This is a genomic window from Acidimicrobiales bacterium, assembly GCA_040219085.1.
In the GTDB taxonomy this organism is placed as follows: Bacteria; Actinomycetota; Acidimicrobiia; order Acidimicrobiales; family JAVJTC01; genus JAVJTC01.
The window spans coordinates 222,073-237,811 of sequence record JAVJTC010000020.1 but is presented as its reverse complement, the minus strand read 5'-3'; the positions used below and the strand labels follow the sequence as shown (position 1 = coordinate 237,811).

15 protein-coding genes and 1 other RNA gene are annotated in these 15,739 nt (G+C 67.8%); 4 read left to right on the top strand and 12 right to left on the bottom strand.

Features of this window, described 5'->3' with window-relative positions; translation table 11 throughout:
- Nucleotides 1-15 precede the first annotated feature (15 nt).
- Nucleotides 16-966 carry a PLP-dependent cysteine synthase family protein gene (locus tag RIE08_08520; GenBank protein ID MEQ8717644.1) on the bottom strand — a complete coding sequence of 317 codons (951 nt, stop codon included), beginning with the start codon at nt 964-966 and terminating at the stop codon, nt 16-18.
- 82 nt (nt 967-1,048) lie between these two features.
- Nucleotides 1,049-1,462: a M67 family metallopeptidase gene (locus tag RIE08_08515; protein ID MEQ8717643.1), complete on the bottom strand. Its 414-nt coding sequence runs from the start codon at nt 1,460-1,462 to the stop codon at nt 1,049-1,051.
- Between the two features lie 23 nt (nt 1,463-1,485).
- On the opposite strand from RIE08_08515, the gene smpB reads away from it, so the two are divergent.
- Entirely contained in the window at nt 1,486-1,986 is a 501-nt protein-coding gene (smpB, locus tag RIE08_08510; protein ID MEQ8717642.1) for an SsrA-binding protein SmpB, read from the top strand.
- A gap of 2 nt (nt 1,987-1,988) precedes the next feature.
- On the opposite strand, the gene RIE08_08505 is transcribed toward smpB, so the two are convergent.
- Nucleotides 1,989-3,161 (bottom strand): thiolase family protein, encoded by a 1,173-nt coding sequence (locus RIE08_08505; protein MEQ8717641.1) that lies wholly within the window; start codon nt 3,159-3,161, stop codon nt 1,989-1,991.
- 150 nt (nt 3,162-3,311) lie between these two features.
- On the opposite strand from RIE08_08505, the gene ssrA reads away from it, so the two are divergent.
- Nucleotides 3,312-3,701: a transfer-messenger RNA gene (gene ssrA / locus RIE08_08500) on the top strand.
- 290 nt (nt 3,702-3,991) lie between these two features.
- Here the strand turns inward: ssrA and RIE08_08495 are convergent.
- A complete protein-coding gene (locus RIE08_08495; protein MEQ8717640.1) occupies nt 3,992-4,486 on the bottom strand; it encodes a nuclear transport factor 2 family protein in 495 nt (164 codons plus the stop codon).
- Between the two features lie 28 nt (nt 4,487-4,514).
- On the bottom strand, nt 4,515-6,461 hold the full coding sequence (locus tag RIE08_08490; protein MEQ8717639.1) for an EAL domain-containing protein: 1,947 nt from the start codon (nt 6,459-6,461) through the stop codon (nt 4,515-4,517).
- Between the two features lie 114 nt (nt 6,462-6,575).
- On the opposite strand from RIE08_08490, the gene RIE08_08485 reads away from it, so the two are divergent.
- Entirely contained in the window at nt 6,576-8,651 is a 2,076-nt protein-coding gene (locus RIE08_08485) for an alpha-amylase family protein (GenBank protein ID MEQ8717638.1), read from the top strand.
- 1 nt (nt 8,652) lies between these two features.
- Here RIE08_08485 and RIE08_08480 read toward each other — a convergent pair whose 3' ends face one another.
- Complete coding sequence (locus tag RIE08_08480; protein MEQ8717637.1) at nt 8,653-10,386, bottom strand: amidohydrolase family protein; 1,734 nt, start codon at nt 10,384-10,386, stop codon at nt 8,653-8,655.
- 19 nt (nt 10,387-10,405) lie between these two features.
- Here RIE08_08480 and RIE08_08475 point away from each other — a divergent pair, with 19 nt between their 5' ends.
- The gene (locus RIE08_08475; protein ID MEQ8717636.1) at nt 10,406-10,774 is read left to right on the top strand and encodes a Rieske 2Fe-2S domain-containing protein; all 369 of its coding nucleotides are present in this window, start codon (nt 10,406-10,408) and stop codon (nt 10,772-10,774) included.
- An 8-nt stretch (nt 10,775-10,782) separates the two neighbouring features.
- On the opposite strand, the gene RIE08_08470 is transcribed toward RIE08_08475, so the two are convergent.
- The 6 genes from RIE08_08470 to prfB form a co-directional block, all read right to left on the bottom strand.
- Nucleotides 10,783-11,400 carry an MBL fold metallo-hydrolase gene (locus RIE08_08470; protein MEQ8717635.1) on the bottom strand — a complete coding sequence of 206 codons (618 nt, stop codon included), beginning with the start codon at nt 11,398-11,400 and terminating at the stop codon, nt 10,783-10,785.
- A complete protein-coding gene (locus RIE08_08465; protein MEQ8717634.1) occupies nt 11,397-12,482 on the bottom strand; it encodes an S-(hydroxymethyl)mycothiol dehydrogenase in 1,086 nt (361 codons plus the stop codon). The genes RIE08_08470 and RIE08_08465 overlap by 4 nt, the downstream gene beginning before the upstream one ends.
- A gap of 62 nt (nt 12,483-12,544) precedes the next feature.
- Nucleotides 12,545-12,940 carry a hypothetical protein gene (locus RIE08_08460; GenBank protein MEQ8717633.1) on the bottom strand — a complete coding sequence of 132 codons (396 nt, stop codon included), beginning with the start codon at nt 12,938-12,940 and terminating at the stop codon, nt 12,545-12,547.
- A gap of 3 nt (nt 12,941-12,943) precedes the next feature.
- Nucleotides 12,944-13,831: a permease-like cell division protein FtsX gene (locus RIE08_08455; GenBank protein ID MEQ8717632.1), complete on the bottom strand. Its 888-nt coding sequence runs from the start codon at nt 13,829-13,831 to the stop codon at nt 12,944-12,946.
- Nucleotides 13,832-13,833: 2 nt separating this feature from the next.
- A complete protein-coding gene (gene ftsE / locus RIE08_08450) occupies nt 13,834-14,511 on the bottom strand; it encodes a cell division ATP-binding protein FtsE (GenBank protein MEQ8717631.1) in 678 nt (225 codons plus the stop codon).
- A 127-nt stretch (nt 14,512-14,638) separates the two neighbouring features.
- Complete coding sequence (prfB, locus tag RIE08_08445; protein ID MEQ8717630.1) at nt 14,639-15,739, bottom strand: peptide chain release factor 2; 1,101 nt, start codon at nt 15,737-15,739, stop codon at nt 14,639-14,641.

The window sequence follows — 15,739 nt, the reverse complement described above, 5'->3', positions numbered from 1 at the left end:
GAGCCGTGGGCGGAGCTAGAAGTAAATTATCTTCTCGGCACGCGACACGACCTCGTCGAGAGGGTCGGTCCAGGCGCCGGTGGAGAGGTATTTCCATCCGCCGTCGCAGGCGATGAACACCACGACGCCCGCGTCGATCCGCTCGGCAACCCTCGCGGCCCCGGCCATGCCGGCGCCGCTGGAGATCCCGACGAACAGGCCGCACTCGTCCGCGAGGCGCCGCGTCCACTCGAGGGACTCACGGGGACGCACGATCCGTTTGCCGTCGAGCAGTTCGTAGCCGCCCCACTTCTCGAAGACCGGGGGGATGTAGCCGTCGTCGAGGCTCCGCAGACCTTCGACCTGCTCCCCTGCCGGCGGTTCCACGGCGAGGATCTGGACGTCGGGGCGACGCTCCTTGAGGAACGACCCGACGCCCATGAGCGTGCCCGACGTACCGAGGCCGGCGACGAAGTGCGTGATGTCGGGGACGTCCCGCAGGATCTCGGGGCCAGTCGTCTCGTAGTGCGCCCGGGGGTTGGCCTCGTTGCCGTACTGGTAGAGGAACGCCCACTCGGGATGCTCCTCCGCGAGGGCCTGCGCCCGACGGACGGCGCCGTTGGAGCCCTCCGAGCCCGGCGACAGGATGATCTCGGCGCCGTAGACCTCGAGAAGCTGACGCCGTTCGATCGAGACGTTCTCGGGCAGGACGATCTTGATGGGATAGCCACGGATCTTCGCGATGAGTGCGAGAGCGATCCCCGTGTTCCCCGAGGACGGCTCGATGATCGTGCGGCCCGGGGTGAGGGTGCCGTCGGCCTCGGCCTCGCGGATCATGGCGTAGGCGATGCGGTCCTTCACCGACCCGGCGGGGTTCTGCCCCTCCAGCTTGGCGATGATGCGGACCTTGGGGTTCGGGCTCAACTCGGAAACGTCGACCATCGGCGTCTCGCCGATGAGATCGAGCACTGAGTCGTATACGGCCATCAGAAACCCATTCGAATAGTCGACCGGATCGGTAGGAATTCTAACCGTGCCCGGCAGGGCTGCGGCAGATCGGTGCTGGACCTCAGGACAACTCGACCGGTTCCTCGGTAATCTCGCCGTCCACTATCCGATACGACCGCAGAACCGGTTCCGGATGCCGCAACGACACGATCACGTAGTGGAATCCGCCGAACGGGTCGAAACGCCCGGCATCGGCAACATCGGTCGGCGAAGGGTAGGCACTCGTATGGGTGTGGGAGTGCATGACGCCGAGGATCTGCAGCCCGGCGTCGTCGGCCGCCCGCTCGACGGCCATCATCTCGGCCCCGTCCAGCCGGTAGATCTGGCTCGACGCAGCCGTGTTGGTCATCGGGTGGAACTCGCTGACGAGGTCTGCGCCCGGGGGTCCGCAGAACAGGCCGCACGCCTCGTTGGGCAGGCCGGAGATCGCATGGGCGACCATGGCCGTGTGGACGTCGGGGGCGAGGCGCAGCACGGCCCGAAGGCTACCGTGACCCGATGGCCCGATCGGCGAAGAAGGGCTCCTCCAGGGACCCGAACCAGAAGATCATCGCGACCAACCGCCGGGCGCGCCACGACTTCGAGATCCTCGACACGTGGGAATGCGGACTGGTCCTGCGCGGCTCGGAGGTCAAGGCGCTGCGGGAATCCACGGTGCAGATCGCCGAGGCCTACGCCCGGGTGCAGAACCACGAGGCGTGGCTGCACTCGCTGTACATCACGCCGTACTCGCACGCGTCGGACGCTTTCGCCCACGATCCCGACCGCCCCCGCAAGCTGTTGTTGCACCGCCGCGAGATCGACGAGATCGCGGATCGTCTCGACCGTGAACCACTCACTCTCGTTCCCCTGGCGCTGTACTTCGTCAACGGACGGGCGAAGATCGAGATGGGACTGGCCCGGCGCAAGCACAAGGCCGACAAGCGCGCCGACATCGCCAAGCGTGACGCGGACCGTGAGGCCCGCCGCGCCCTCTCCGATTCGCTGAAGGGTCGCTAGAGTCAGATCCGTTCGATGATCGTCGCGTTCGCCAGCCCGCCGCCTTCACACATGACCTGCAGGCCGAGGGTGGCGTCCGTGCGCTCGAGTTCGTTGAGCAGCGTCGTGGCCAGGCGGGCACCGGAGGCGCCCAGCGGGTGACCCAGCGCGATGGCCCCGCCATTGACGTTGACCTTGTCCATGTCGGCGCCGGTCTCGGCGTGCCATGCGAGCACGACCGAGGCGAACGCCTCGTTCACCTCGAACAGATCGATGTCGTCGATGGTCATCCCGGCACGCTCGAGAACCTTGGCGGTGGCGGGGATGGGGCCGGTGAGCATGGTGACCGGATCCGCGCCGACGACGGCGAACGAGTGGAAACGGGCACGGGGCTTCAGGCCCAGCGCCGCGGCCTTGGCCTCGGACATGATCAGGACCGCTGCCGCGCCATCGGTGATCTGCGACGAGTTGCCCGCCGTCATCACGCCATCCTCCTTGAACGCGGGCTTGAGGTTGGCGAGCGTCTCGACGGTGGTGCCCGGCCGGATGCCCTCGTCGCGCGTGAGCATCGACTTCTCACCGTCGAGCTCCACCGGCACCGCGATGATCTCGTTCTCGAACCGCCCCTCTTCGGTGGCCTGGAGGGCGAGGCGCTGGGAGCGCGCGGCGAACTCGTCGAGATCGGTCCGTGAGAATCCCCACTTCTCGGCGATCATCTCCGCCCCGATGCCCTGGGGCGGCAGTCCGGACTCTGCGTAGCGGTCCTCGAGCATCGACGGCGGGAACGGGAACCCCATCCCCGACACGATCGACGATCCCATCGGCACGCGGGTCATGGACTCGACACCTGCGGCGACGACGATGTCGTAGGCACCCGCCATCACACCCTGGGCGCCGAAGTGCATCGACTGCTGGGAGCTACCGCACTGGCGGTCCACGGTGGTCGCCGGGACCGACTCGGGCCAGCCGGCCGCGAGAACGGCGTTGCGGCCGATGTTGAGGGAGTGCTCGGCCACCTGCATGACACAGCCCGTGATCACGTCGTCCACGGTGACGGGGTCGAGGTCGCTGCGCTCGGCGAGGGCCTTGAGGACGTGGGCGGCGAGGTCGACGGGGTGCCAGTCCCTGAGGGAGCCGTTGCGCTTGCCCCCCGGCGTCCGCACGGCGTCGATGATGACTGCTGTCTGCATCTCCATCCGGTCAGTCTACGGAGCCGCCCGCCGTGACGCCCCTGATCGACGGGTCGGCCGGACATGTCACGCCGGGGCCGTACAGTGGGAACAGAAGCGGCCTCCGATCCGTTCGGTAAGCCACGAACATTGACAAGCGCATCACGCGCACAACACGGGGCTGATCGGTTTCGACGTCGGGACCGGATCCTCACTGTGCGACCGGAGTTGCTCAGACTCCTTAAACGGGGCACACGAAGACACGGCAGCGATGATCGTGTCGCTCTCGCAGCTTGATCGACTGATCAGGTAAGAGAGCACATCGCGACCCCCTAGGGGGCACGCGGGGCCATTCCACCGCAGCCTGGCAACAGAAGCGGAGGAGGACGGCAGGGAAAGACCGCTGACGGCGAGAAAGACCGCTGACGACCGGAGAAAGAGCCGGCGGACCCCTTCGGGGGAATCGACCCGGCGACACGGCAGCCGAAACGCCGTAGTCCGGGAATGGTCGTATCGCAGGTGGTGAACGCACGACGGACGGGGGTTCGATTCCCCCCAGCTCCACTTTCTGACCTGGGCGCGTCTGCCCAGGTCAGACTGCGTTTTCGATGAGGTCACCCGCTCGACATCAGGCCCTACATCGCCCGGAGATCGCGTCGTTCGCTTGGGCCGGTCCCGGGCGGGTCACAACGAGCGGTGTAGTAGCGAATCGGACGCCCATCGCGCGCAGCGTGGCGCCGCAATTCGCTATGACATTGTCGCGATCCGACTTGGCCGCAACCCACGCCGCGCACACAGACGACCGCGCACACAGACGACGTCGACAGGCGCATGCCCGCCAGGCGCGTCAGGCCCGGTCAGCTGTCGGCAGCGGGCAGGTTGAAGTTCGCGTGCGAGAGCAGCCGCCAGCGTCCGTCCACGTAGACGAAGGTCGAGAGGCGGGGGGCCTCATTCCCCGAGAAGTCGGTTCCGTCGATCGCCTCGGACACCTCGAGCGTCCACCGCACCGTGAGGACGTCGCCCTGTTGCACTGCCGTGACCGAGTCACCGAGCGTGAAGTCGCCCACCTCGGCCGGATTCTCGAGGTACTCCGCCTTCGTCGCCCCCGAACCGTCGGCCCGTTGGATCTGGAACCCGTCGGCGAGGAAGTCGCCGAGGACGTCGGTGTCGCCACCCTGCAGGATCGTCAGGAATTCCGTAGCGAGCTCCCGCCCCGTCGCATCGACATCCGCCAGGACCGGCGCAGCAGCCGTGTCGTCAGACGTGTCGTCGTCGGAACAGCCGGTCGCGATCAGCGTGACTGCAAGAACTGCGAGAACCCAGACCGGGATGCGACGGGAAAGAGACGACATGTGCGCTGACCTCCGTTGACGAGGCGGATCAGTTGAGACTGGAAGCCGCCGATTCGGGAACCCATCGGCCGAACGCTTCACGAGTGAAGTCGCCCGGGAGCGTCGGACGACCGAACAGGAAACCCTGACCGACGTCGCATCCCTCTTTTCGCAACCGCTGGACAACGACTGGATCCTCGATTCCCTCGGCGACGATCGACAACCCCAGACGATGACCCAGGCCGATCAGTGCCGAGACGATCGCCTGATCCACCTCGTTCTTGGTGACCGCGGCGACGAACGATCGGTCGATCTTCATCTCGTCGACGGGCAGCATCCGCAGGTGGGCGATCGACGAATACCCCGTCCCGAAGTCGTCGATGCTGAGATGCAGACCGGCATCCCGCAACCGCCTCATGGCGCCCAGCGAGACATCGGGCTCGGCCAGAAGCGTGTGCTCGGTGAGCTCGAGGCCGAACAGTTCCGCAGAGGCGCCGTGGCGCTCCAGCGCGGCGAGGACCTCGTCGACGATCGAATCTCGGCGGAAGTCCGACAGCGACAGGTTCACCGACACCTTCATCGGGTGGCCGTCCCCGTTCCATTCGACGCATCGGCGCGCCGCGTCGTCGAGGCACACTCGGGTGATTGCGCCCTGAAGGCCGTGCGCCTCGGCGAAGGGCAGGAACGCTCCCGGCGTGAGCATCCCCCGCGTGGGGTGGGGCCACCGCACCAGTGCCTCCGCACCCACGACTGCGCCCGAGTCCAACGCGCACTGGGGCTGGTAGTGGACCTCGAGTTCTCCACGCTCGATGGCGTCCCGGAGCTCCGAGACGATGGTCGACGCCCTGGCCTTACCAACGCGGTGCTTTCCCTCAGCTGCCACTGCGATGCGCTCGGGGTGGGTCCGGGCCGAATGCAAGCTCGCCTCTGCCGCAGCGAGAGCGGCGTCCGGGTCGCCGTGAGCGCCGATCAGCGCGACGCCGATCGACGTTGAGAGTCGGAGACGGACGCCGCCGATCTCGAGTGGCTCGGCGATCGCCTCGGCCACCCGGGATGCGCACCGCATGGCCTCGGCTCGGAGATCGCCACCAGCGGAGGCGTCGAGCGGGACGGCCAACCCGAACTCGTCGCCGCCGATTCGTCCGAGTGCCACGGGGTCAGTCGCCTCACCCAGACGTCGGCCGACCTCCATGAGCACCGCGTCACCGTTGGTGCGCCCCACCTCCTCGTTGATCTCGACGAAACGATCGAGGTCTACGACGAGGAGCGCGAGGGAATCGCTTTCCCGGACCACCCGGGACGCTCCGTGGAGTTCCTCCAGGAAACGGCCCCGGTTCGCCAGCCCGGTCACGAAGTCGTAGTGGAGGGCGTCTTCGAGACGCTGCTCGGCCTCGACCCGGGGCGAGACGTCCCGGGCATTGAGGACGATGCCACCCACCGACGCCTCGGCGCGCATGTCGGCCGCCGCCATTTCCATGTGGCGGAAGCGACCCGTCGAGGTGCAGAAGCGGGAGCGGAAGCGGTCCGACGAGGCGCTCCCGGACCTGACCGACTCCCAGAACCCGAACGCGGAGTGCACGTCGTCAGGATGGAGGAGTTCCGCTATCGGCTGGCCGACTATCTCATCGCTCGCCCATCCGAGGACCGAGGTGACGGCAGGACTGGCGTAGCTGATCACACCGTCGTCGGCGAGGACCAGCACCACGTCGCTCGAACCGCTCACGAGCGCACGGAACCGCCGACGCTCACCCAGGGCGGCATCCCATGCCTCCGAGACCCTGTGGGACCAGCCACGCAGGACCAGGAGCAGGACAGCCGCTGTGAAGAAGACGAAGCCGAGCCCCTTGAGGGAGTTGACGACGAAGTCGCCGCGGTCGGCGTCCGTCGTCAGGAGGACGAACAGATCCGATCCGAGGATCCAGGCGCAGCCGACTACCAGATAGATCGCCGCCGTACGTCCTGCGAGTCGTCTGATCCCCGTCCGGACCCGGCGCACGTCATCATCGTCGCGCCTCTCGATGGTGACAATGGTAGTTCATTGCTCCGCATAGCCTGCCGGTACAGGCCGGATCCGGGCTGTCGGGGGCCGCCCGGTACCATGCCCGACGTCATGTCGCAGAACGTCTCTCCCGCACCCACGATGGCCACAGAACGGCGTCGACGAGCCGCCGAGGCCCTGTCGGCGCTCGTTCCGGGCATCCGCCGTGACGCCATGACCACGATGGAGAGCGACGAGATCGACGCTCTCATCGCCAGATTCGAGACCCACTGGCCTGACCTCTTCGAGCCTCTCGAACGTCTCTTCGCGACGCGTGCCGACCTCACCGAGGTGGTTACGAGCATCGCCGGGGTGATCGTCGAGGCAGCGTCGGAACGTCCGGTCGCTCTGCGACGACTGGACCGGCGCCGCGAAATCGCTCCCGGGTGGTTCGCCGACAACACGATGGTCGGTTACGCCGCGTACGCCGACCGCTTCGCTGGAACCCTCGAGGAGGTCGCGGGCCAACTCGACCACCTGGAGTCACTCGGCGTCACCTACCTGCACCTGCTCCCCGTGCTCGAACCCAGGCCCGGCGACGACGACGGCGGATACGCGGTTGCGGACTACGAGCGGATCGACCCGAGGCTCGGAACGATGGAGGACCTCGAGAAGCTCGCCGGGGCGATGCGTGACCGCCACATGAGCCTGTGTATCGACCTCGTCGTCAACCACACGGCCCGGGAACATCCGTGGGCACGGGCGGCCGCCGCAGGCGATCCCCACTACCGGGACTTCTACCTCTTCTTCGAGGACCGCACCCTTCCCGACCTCTACTCCGAGACCCTGGTCGACGTCTTCCCTGACAACGCTCCGGGGAACTTCACATGGTCCGACGAGGCCGGCGCCTGGGTCTGGACCACTTTCCACGACTTCCAGTGGGACCTCGACCACTCGAACCCCGACGTGTTCGTCGAACTCGCCACGGTCATGACGATGCTCGCCAACCGCGGTGTCGAGGTGCTCCGCCTCGATGCGGTCCCCTTCATGTGGAAGGAGATCGGCACCGGCTGTCAGAACCTCCCCCCGGTCCACGACCTCCTCCAGGCATACCGCGCGGTGCTCGCCATCGCCGCGCCGGCCGTCATCACCAAGGCGGAGGCCATCGTGCCCCCCGACGAACTCGTCCGGTACCTCGGGGCCCACGAGGGACATCGGCGACCCGAATGCGACATGGCCTACAACAACCAGCTGATGGTGATGTTGTGGTCCTCGGTCGCGACCCGTGATGCGCGCCTGGCACACGCGGCGCTCTCCCGGATGTCGCCTCCGCCCCCCACCACGACCTGGGCCACCTACGTGCGGTGCCACGACGACATCGGCTGGGCCGTGAGCGATGCCGACGCAGCATCGGTCGGCGTCGACGCTGCCGCCCACCGTGACTTCCTCAACGAGTTCTACGCCGGCGAGTTCCGGGGCAGCTTCGGGCTCGGTGCGCGCTTCCAGCACAACCCGGTCACCGGCGACTCCCGCACCTCGGGAAGCGCGGCGGCGCTGTGCGGCATCGAACAGGCCCTGGACCTGTTGGCATCGGCCACGACGACACGCGAGACGACGACGGCACAGCGGTTCCTCGACCACGGCGTCCGCCGCCTCATCCTGCTCCACGCCGTCACCTATGGCTGGGGCGGCGTCCCGCTGCTGTGGTCGGGCGATGAGATCGCGTCGCTCAACATGCACGACTGGGAGAAGTCCCCCGGACGCAGTGACGACAACCGCTGGATGCACCGACCGCGCCTCGACTGGACCGCGGCGGCCGCCGCCGAGTCGGATCCCGAGAGCATCCCGGGACGGGTCCTGGGCTCGCTACGGGCGCTCGCCGCCGCACGACGTGAGACACCCGGCCTCTCCGGCGGAGGGACGACGACCGCGCGCCTCGTCCATGCCCCCGGCGGCGACGTGGAGACCCGGGTTCTCGCATGGGTGCGAGACCACCCCCGCCACGGTTGCCTCGTCGGGCTGGCGAACCTCTCGGAGTTCGACCTCCGGTTGGACGGAGCGGTCCTCCACGAGGCCGTCTCCCGTGACCCCGGCGCCGACCACGCCGAGCGGATCGTGGACATCCTCTCCGGCCACCGCTGGTCGCTCGGACGACCGACGGTCGAGATGCCACACCTGACCGTTCGTTGGCTCACAGACGACATCTGACTCAGGGCGACTGCGGTCCCCGCACGAGCCGACCGGGAGTGGCACCGGTCGCCTGATCCGCTTCGGCGACGACCTCGCCCCGACACACCGTGGCCCCGTATCCCTGAGCGCCCTGGAGGTAGCGCGGCGCGCCGGTCGGCAGGTCGTAGACCAACTCGGCCGGTCCGATCGCGATCCGGTCGGCGTCGATCACGTTGAGATCGGCTCTCATGCCGGCGGCGAGGAGGCCCCGGTCGGCAAGGCCGTAGTGCAGCGCCGTGGCACGCGTCTGGCGGTGCACGACCCTCTCCAATGGGAGCGTGGGACCTCGCCGTCGGTCGCGTGCCCAGAAGGACATCATGAAGGTCGGCATGGAACCGTCGCAGATCGTCGCGCAGTGAGCCCCGGCGTCGGCGAGTCCCATGATCGTGAGGTCGTGGCGGTGCAGATCGTGGAGGACGTCGAGATTCTCCTGGCTGTAGTTGAACAACGGGAACCACAGCTGGCCCCGGCCGTCGTCGGCACACAGCGCGTCGTAGGCCACCTCCGCCGGTGGCCGTCGCTGCTCTTCGGCGATCGCCGCCACGGTGCCCGACGGGTCGGGCTCGTAGTCGAAGCCATCGGTGACGATCCACATCTTCGACCAGCTCGACGTGATGAAGGCCAGGAACTCGCCGAGGTCCACCGGGGTCTCGTCGATCAGCCGCCGACGGTAGGTCGGGTCGGCGAGCTTTGCCCGCCGGTCGACGGGGGCGAGCGAGGCGACCTCCCCCCACGAAGGTCGCAGGGCGAACGGATTGGCCGTCGCGTCCCATGCCATCAGGATCCCGACGGGCCGACCGGCGACCTGCGCGCGCACGTCGGCACCCGAGGCGACCGCCCGCTCGATGAGATCGAGGTCGGTTCGCCACAGGTCCGGGGCGTCATCGGGCTGGTTCAGGTTGAACGTGACGCGTGCCCCCGACCGGCGCGCCAGCTCGGTCATCCACTCGAAGGCGCCGGGCGCGTCGGGGTGGTGCAGTGCGGCCTGGAACACGCCGTGGCCCGCCGCACTGATCGCGCCGCCGATCGCCAGCAGCTCCTCAGGCGCGGCGAACGTCCCGGGCACGAACTCGCCGTCAGCGGCCTTGTGCAACGGAGTCCGTGAGGTCGAGAACCCGAGGGCGCCGGCCCGCAGAGCCCGCTGCGTCAGCTCGGCCATCGTCGCGATGTCCCCCGGCGTGGCCGCCTCGTTCGCCGCCCCCCGCTCCCCCATCACGTAGGCGCGCAGCGCGCCATGGGGGACCTGAGTGCCGACGTCGGCGACCCAGCGACGCGCGTCGAGAGCGTCGAGGTACTCCTCGAACGTCTCCCACTCCCAGCGGATCCCATCGTGCATCGCCGCGCCGGGGATGTCCTCGACGCCCTCCATGAGCCCGATCAGCCAGTCCCGACGGTGCGGCTCGACCGGTGCGAAACCGACGCCGCAGTTGCCCATCACGACGGTCGTCACACCGTGCCAGCCTGACGGGGTGAGCTCGGGATCCCAGGTGGCCTGTGCGTCGTAGTGGGTGTGGATGTCCACGAACCCCGGTGTGACCAGGCGTCCGTCCGCGTCGATCTCGCGGTGCCCGCGGCCGGGATCGTCGCCTCCGCCATGGGCGGCGACGGTCGTGATCATCTCGCCGTCGACGGCGATGTGCCCCTGGAAGGCCGGCGCGCCCGACCCGTCGACGATCGTCGCGTTGCGGATCACCAGGTCGTGGGATGCGGCCACGTCCCTAGACTCCCACGTCGTGGACACCCCCGACACCCCTCCCACACGCGAGCTCGCCGTCGCCGACGCCACCCGCCTCGAGCCGGGTCAGATAGTCGAAGCCTCCGCGGACGGCCTCGACCTCGTCGTGTGGAGAAGCGCGTCGGGGCGACCCTGCGTGATGGAGGCCCGCTGCCCGCACCAGTGGAGTCACCTCGGTGGCGAAGGTGTCGTCGACGGCGAGGAACTGGTCTGTCTCACCCACCTGTGGCGCTTCGGACCCGACGGGGACGGGTGGAAGGTCGCGATGAACGGAAGGCGGGACCGCAAGGGCGACGTCGACGTGTTCCCATGCAGAGAAGTCGACGGCGAGATCGTCGTCGACCTCCCGCTGTCGGGTGGGGCCTGAGTCGACCCTCAGCCCTCGGCTTTCCATTCGTCGAGGTGGGCGGCCTCGTCGCCGATCCTCGTCGAGTCGCCGTGCCCGGTGTGCACGAGGGTGTCCGGGGGAAGCGTCAGCAGTCTCGCCTCGATCGACTCGATGATCTGACCACGGTCGGAGAACGAGCGCCCGGTGGCTCCCGGACCCCCGTTGAAGAGCGTGTCCCCGGAGAAGACGACGCTCTCGGAGGGCATGTGGAGACACACACCGCCCGGTGAGTGGCCGGGCGTGTGGATCACCCGCAGGTTCGCAGTGCCCACAGTGAGTGTCTGCCCGTCGGCGAGCGACGCGTCCACCCTGCGGTCGGGATACACGGCCTCCCACAGCATCGTGTCGTCCGGATGCAACCAGATGGGCGCGTCCGCGGCCTCGGCGAGCTCTGCGGCCGCGTTGATGTGGTCGTTGTGGGCATGGGTGCAGACGATCGCGACGAGGTTGCGCCCCCCGATCGCTTCGAGAATCGGACGGTGGTCGTGGGCGGCATCGACGACGATGACATCGCGGTCGTCGCCGACGACCCAGATGTTGTTGGTGACGTCGAAGTCCTGCCCGTCCAGTGAGAAGACCCCGGATGTGACGACGTGGCCGATCACAGGACCACGACCGACCGCAGGACCTCGCCCCGTTCCATCTTGTGGAAGGCCTCCTCGACGTCCTCGAGGGAGATGGTCTCGGACACGAACCCGTCGAGGTTCAACCGCCCCTGCAGGTAGAGGTCGATGAGCATGGGGAAGTCACGGGCCGGCAGACAGTCGCCGTACCACGACGACTTGAGTGCGCCTCCCCGGCCGAACACGTCGAGGAACGGCAACTCGAGCGTCATGTCCGGTCGGGGTACACCCACCAGCACGACGGTGCCGGCCAGATCACGGGCCTCGAAGGCCTGCTTGTAGGTCTCCGGGAGTCCGATGGCCTCGATCGCGACGTCCACACCGTTGCCCCCGGTGAGAGCCCGGATCGCCTCGACCGGGTCGGTCGCCGAGGAGTTGACGGTGTGGGTCGCGCCGAAGTTCCTCGCCCACTCGAGCTTTCCGTCGTCGATGTCGACGGCGATGATGGTCGACGCACCCGCGAGGCGCGCACCTTCGATCGCTGCGTCGCCCACTCCTCCGCAGCCGAAGACGGCGACGGAATCACCCCGGCCGACTTCGCCGGTGTTCATCGCCGCGCCGAGCCCGGCCATCACTCCACAGCCCAGCAGTCCGGCGGCCTCGGGCTTCGCTGCGGGGTCCACCTTGGTGGCCTGGCCCGCGGCGACGAGGGTCTTCTCTGCGAAGGCCCCGATCCCCAGCGCCGGGGACAACGGCGTGCCGTCGGTCAGGGTCATCGCCTGAGCGGCGTTGTGAGTGGCGAAGCACAGCCACGGGCGGCCACGGCGACACGACCGGCACTCACCGCACACCGCCCGCCAGTTGAGGATCACGAAGTCCCCGACGGCGACCTCGCTCACGCCCTCACCGACCTCGGCGACGAGCCCGGCGGCCTCGTGCCCCAACAGGAACGGGAACTCGTCGTTGATGCCGCCCTCGCGGTAGTGGAGGTCCGTGTGGCAGACACCGCATGCCTGGATATCGACGACCACTTCGCCCGGGCCGGGGTCGGGCACGACGATCGTCTCGATCCCGACCGGGGCGCCCTTGGCCCTCGCGATCACCCCGCGTACCTCGTGTGGCATCGTCCGTCCCTTCGCCGTCGTGTCCGTCTCTGGTGCGAGGCTAGCGCGCGCCTCTCGAACGCTCAGTTGCGTCCCGGAACCGGCACCGTGAGGGTCCCGCCGCCCCAGCCACTTTCGATGTCGCGGCCCTGGAACGTGACCTCGGTGATGTCGTCGGGGATCACGAATCCGCCCGATGAGCGGGTGAAGGGCTGTTCGTCCGCGTGGTCGTGGGCCAACTCCGTCTCGATGATGACCTCGTCGTCGGGTCCGAGGATCCGCCATCCGTCCGCATAGCGCGAGTCCGAGTCGTAGGGCGAGGAGATCGTCACGGTCGCCGTGAACGAGTCACCGCCCCCGGGCACGAGGGTCGCCGACACGACGTCGGGGAACAGGTCGTCGTCGCCACCACCGCCGAAACAGCCCGTGGCCACAAGAGCGAGGAGAGCGAGGAGAAGGGCGGCGCTGAACGTCCGCACGACTCAGACGTCCAGGAAGCGGCCGACGGCGAACGCAGACCCGACCGCGCCGATCAGACCTCCGAGCAACAAGACGATGTACGCCTTCTCCCAGACGACGGAACTCTCGAGCGCGAAGTCCCGCAGCAGCGCCAGTTCGTCGTTGCGGACGAAACCCTCGAAGAGATTGTTGACGACGAACAGGACCGGGATGGCCGCGGCCGCGCCCACGAGCCCCTGGACGGTCCCCTCCACCATGAACGGGACGCGGATGTACCAGTTGGACGCGCCGACGAGCTTCATGACCTCGATGTCACGGCGGCGGGCGAAGATGGCCGTCCGGATCGTGTTGAAGATCAACAGCACCGACGCGACGAGCACGATGATCGACGCCACGAGCATCAACAGGGAGAAGTCCCGTGACGTGTCCTCGAGGGACCTGATGATCTCCGTGGACGCCACCACTTCCCGCACGCCCGGCTTGAGGTCGAACTGGGAGACGAGCGATTCGACCACGTCGGCGTCGGTCGACGTCGGCCGCACGCGGTACGAGGGCGGCAGGTCACCCGGCTGTATCGATTCGAGCAGTTCGGGACTGTCGGCGAACTCGTCCTGGAACTCGATGAACGTCGCGTCCTGATCGACGAAGAACCAGCTCTGCACCTCGGGGTTCTCGTCGAGGGACTGGACCATCGCCTCGTGCTGGGTGGGATCGGCCTCGACGTTCATGAAGACGATGAACTCGACGCCGTCACGCCAACGACCCGTCGCCTGGTCCACCCCGTCGCGCACCAGCAGCGACGAACCGAACAAGGCGAGGGAGATCCACACCGCGACGACGGTGGCGAGGAAGAGGGTGAAGTTCCGGCGGAGGTTCCCGCCGGTCTCACGGAAGACGTAGGTGAGTCGCATGGCTACTCGTAGACCCCGCGTGCCTGATCGCGCACGAGCGCACCGCGGTCCAACTCGATGACCCTGCGCCGCATGGTGTCGACGATGCCACGGTCGTGGGTCGCCATCACGACGGTGGTCCCCGTCTTGTTGATGCGGTCCAGCAGGCGCATGATCCCCACCGACGTCGCCGGGTCGAGGTTCCCCGTCGGCTCGTCCGCGAGCAGGATCAGGGGCCGGTTCACGAAGGCACGGGCGATCGAGACCCGCTGCTGTTCACCGCCGGAGAGCTCGTCGGGGTAGTTGTTCGTCTTCTTCGTCAGGCCGACCAGCTCGAGGATCGCCGGCACCTGACTGCGGATCACGTGCTTGGGCCGACCGATGACCTCGAGCGCGAAGGCGACGTTCTGCGCGACCGTCTTGTTGGGGAGCAACTTGAAGTCCTGGAAGATGCACCCGATGTTGCGGCGCAGATAGGGCACCTTCATCCGCGACAGCGCACCGATGTCCTTGCCGGCGACGAAGATCGCACCCGCGTCGGGCGTCTCCTCCTTGTTCAGGAGGCGGATGAACGTCGACTTCCCCGAACCCGAGGGACCGACGAGGAACACGAACTCGCCCTTGCCGATCTCACAACTGATCTGGTGGAGGGCGAGGACCTCGCCCTTGTACACCTTCGTGACGTTGTCGAGCTTGATCATGGCGCGTCGATGAGGCCTCTGAGAGATGCGGTTTCCCTCCGGCGGAACCAGGTGGCCGACGGTGGGAGCGGGCTCACAGTATCAGGGGCATCCCGGCGTTCTGTGTCATCCCCACGGCCCACCGCGCTCAGCCCCGCCAGCGCAACCAGGCTTCCAGGAAGTCCTCGATGTCACCGTCGAGAACGGCGTCGACGTTGCCGGTCTCGTACTCGGTCCGCAGGTCCTTGACCATCTGGTACGGCTGCAGGACATAGGACCGGATCTGGCTTCCGAATCCGACGCGCTTGGACTCGCCGGCGATCTCGGCGATCTCGTCGTCACGCTTCTTGCGCTCCAGGTCGAGGAGCTTGGATGCCAGCATCTGCATCGCCCGGTCCTTGTTCTGATGCTGGCTGCGCTCGTTCTGGCACGACACGACGATCCCCGTCGGGAGATGGGTGATGCGCACCGCCGAGTCCGTCACGTTGACGTGCTGGCCCCCGGCGCCCGATGACCTGTAGGTGTCGATCCGAAGCTCGGTCTCGTCGATGTCGATCTCGTTGGAAAGGTCCTCGAAGAACGGCACGACCTGCATCGACGCGAACGCTGTCTGGCGTTTGGCGTCCTTGTTGAACGGCGACATGCGCACGAGCCGGTGGACCCCGTGCTCGGACTGCAGGAGGCCGTAGGCGTGGCGGCCCCTGACGATGAACTCCGCGGAGGAGATACCCGCCTCGGTACCGGCCTGAACGGCGTCGAGTTCCACGGTGAAGCCCCGGCGTTCGGCCCAACGCAGGTACATGCGCAACAGCATCTCGGCCCAGTCCTGGGCGTCGGTGCCGCCCTCACCGGACTGGATGTGGCACACGGCGTCGTGCTCGTCGTGCTCGCCGGAGAACAGCGCCCGCAGCTCGAGGGCGTCGAGGACCTCCGACAGCGCGCGGACCGCCTGGGAGATCTCAGCCTCGACCGATTCGTCGCCCTCCTCGAGCCCGAGCTCGAGCAGCATGGCGACGTCGTCGATGCGTGCTTCCAGGTCGTCGTGGAGTTCGACGTCCTCGGTGATCACCGACAGCTCGGTGGTGACCCGTCGGGCCTCGTCCGCGTCGTCCCAGAGATCGGGGCGGGCGGCCTCCTCGGCCAACTCGGGCTGGCGTTCGCGCAACTCGTCGATCCGCAGGTACCGGTTGGCGTCGCTGAGGCGTCGCCGCAGGTCGGTGACGGTGGCGCTGTGCTCAGCGAGCGTCAC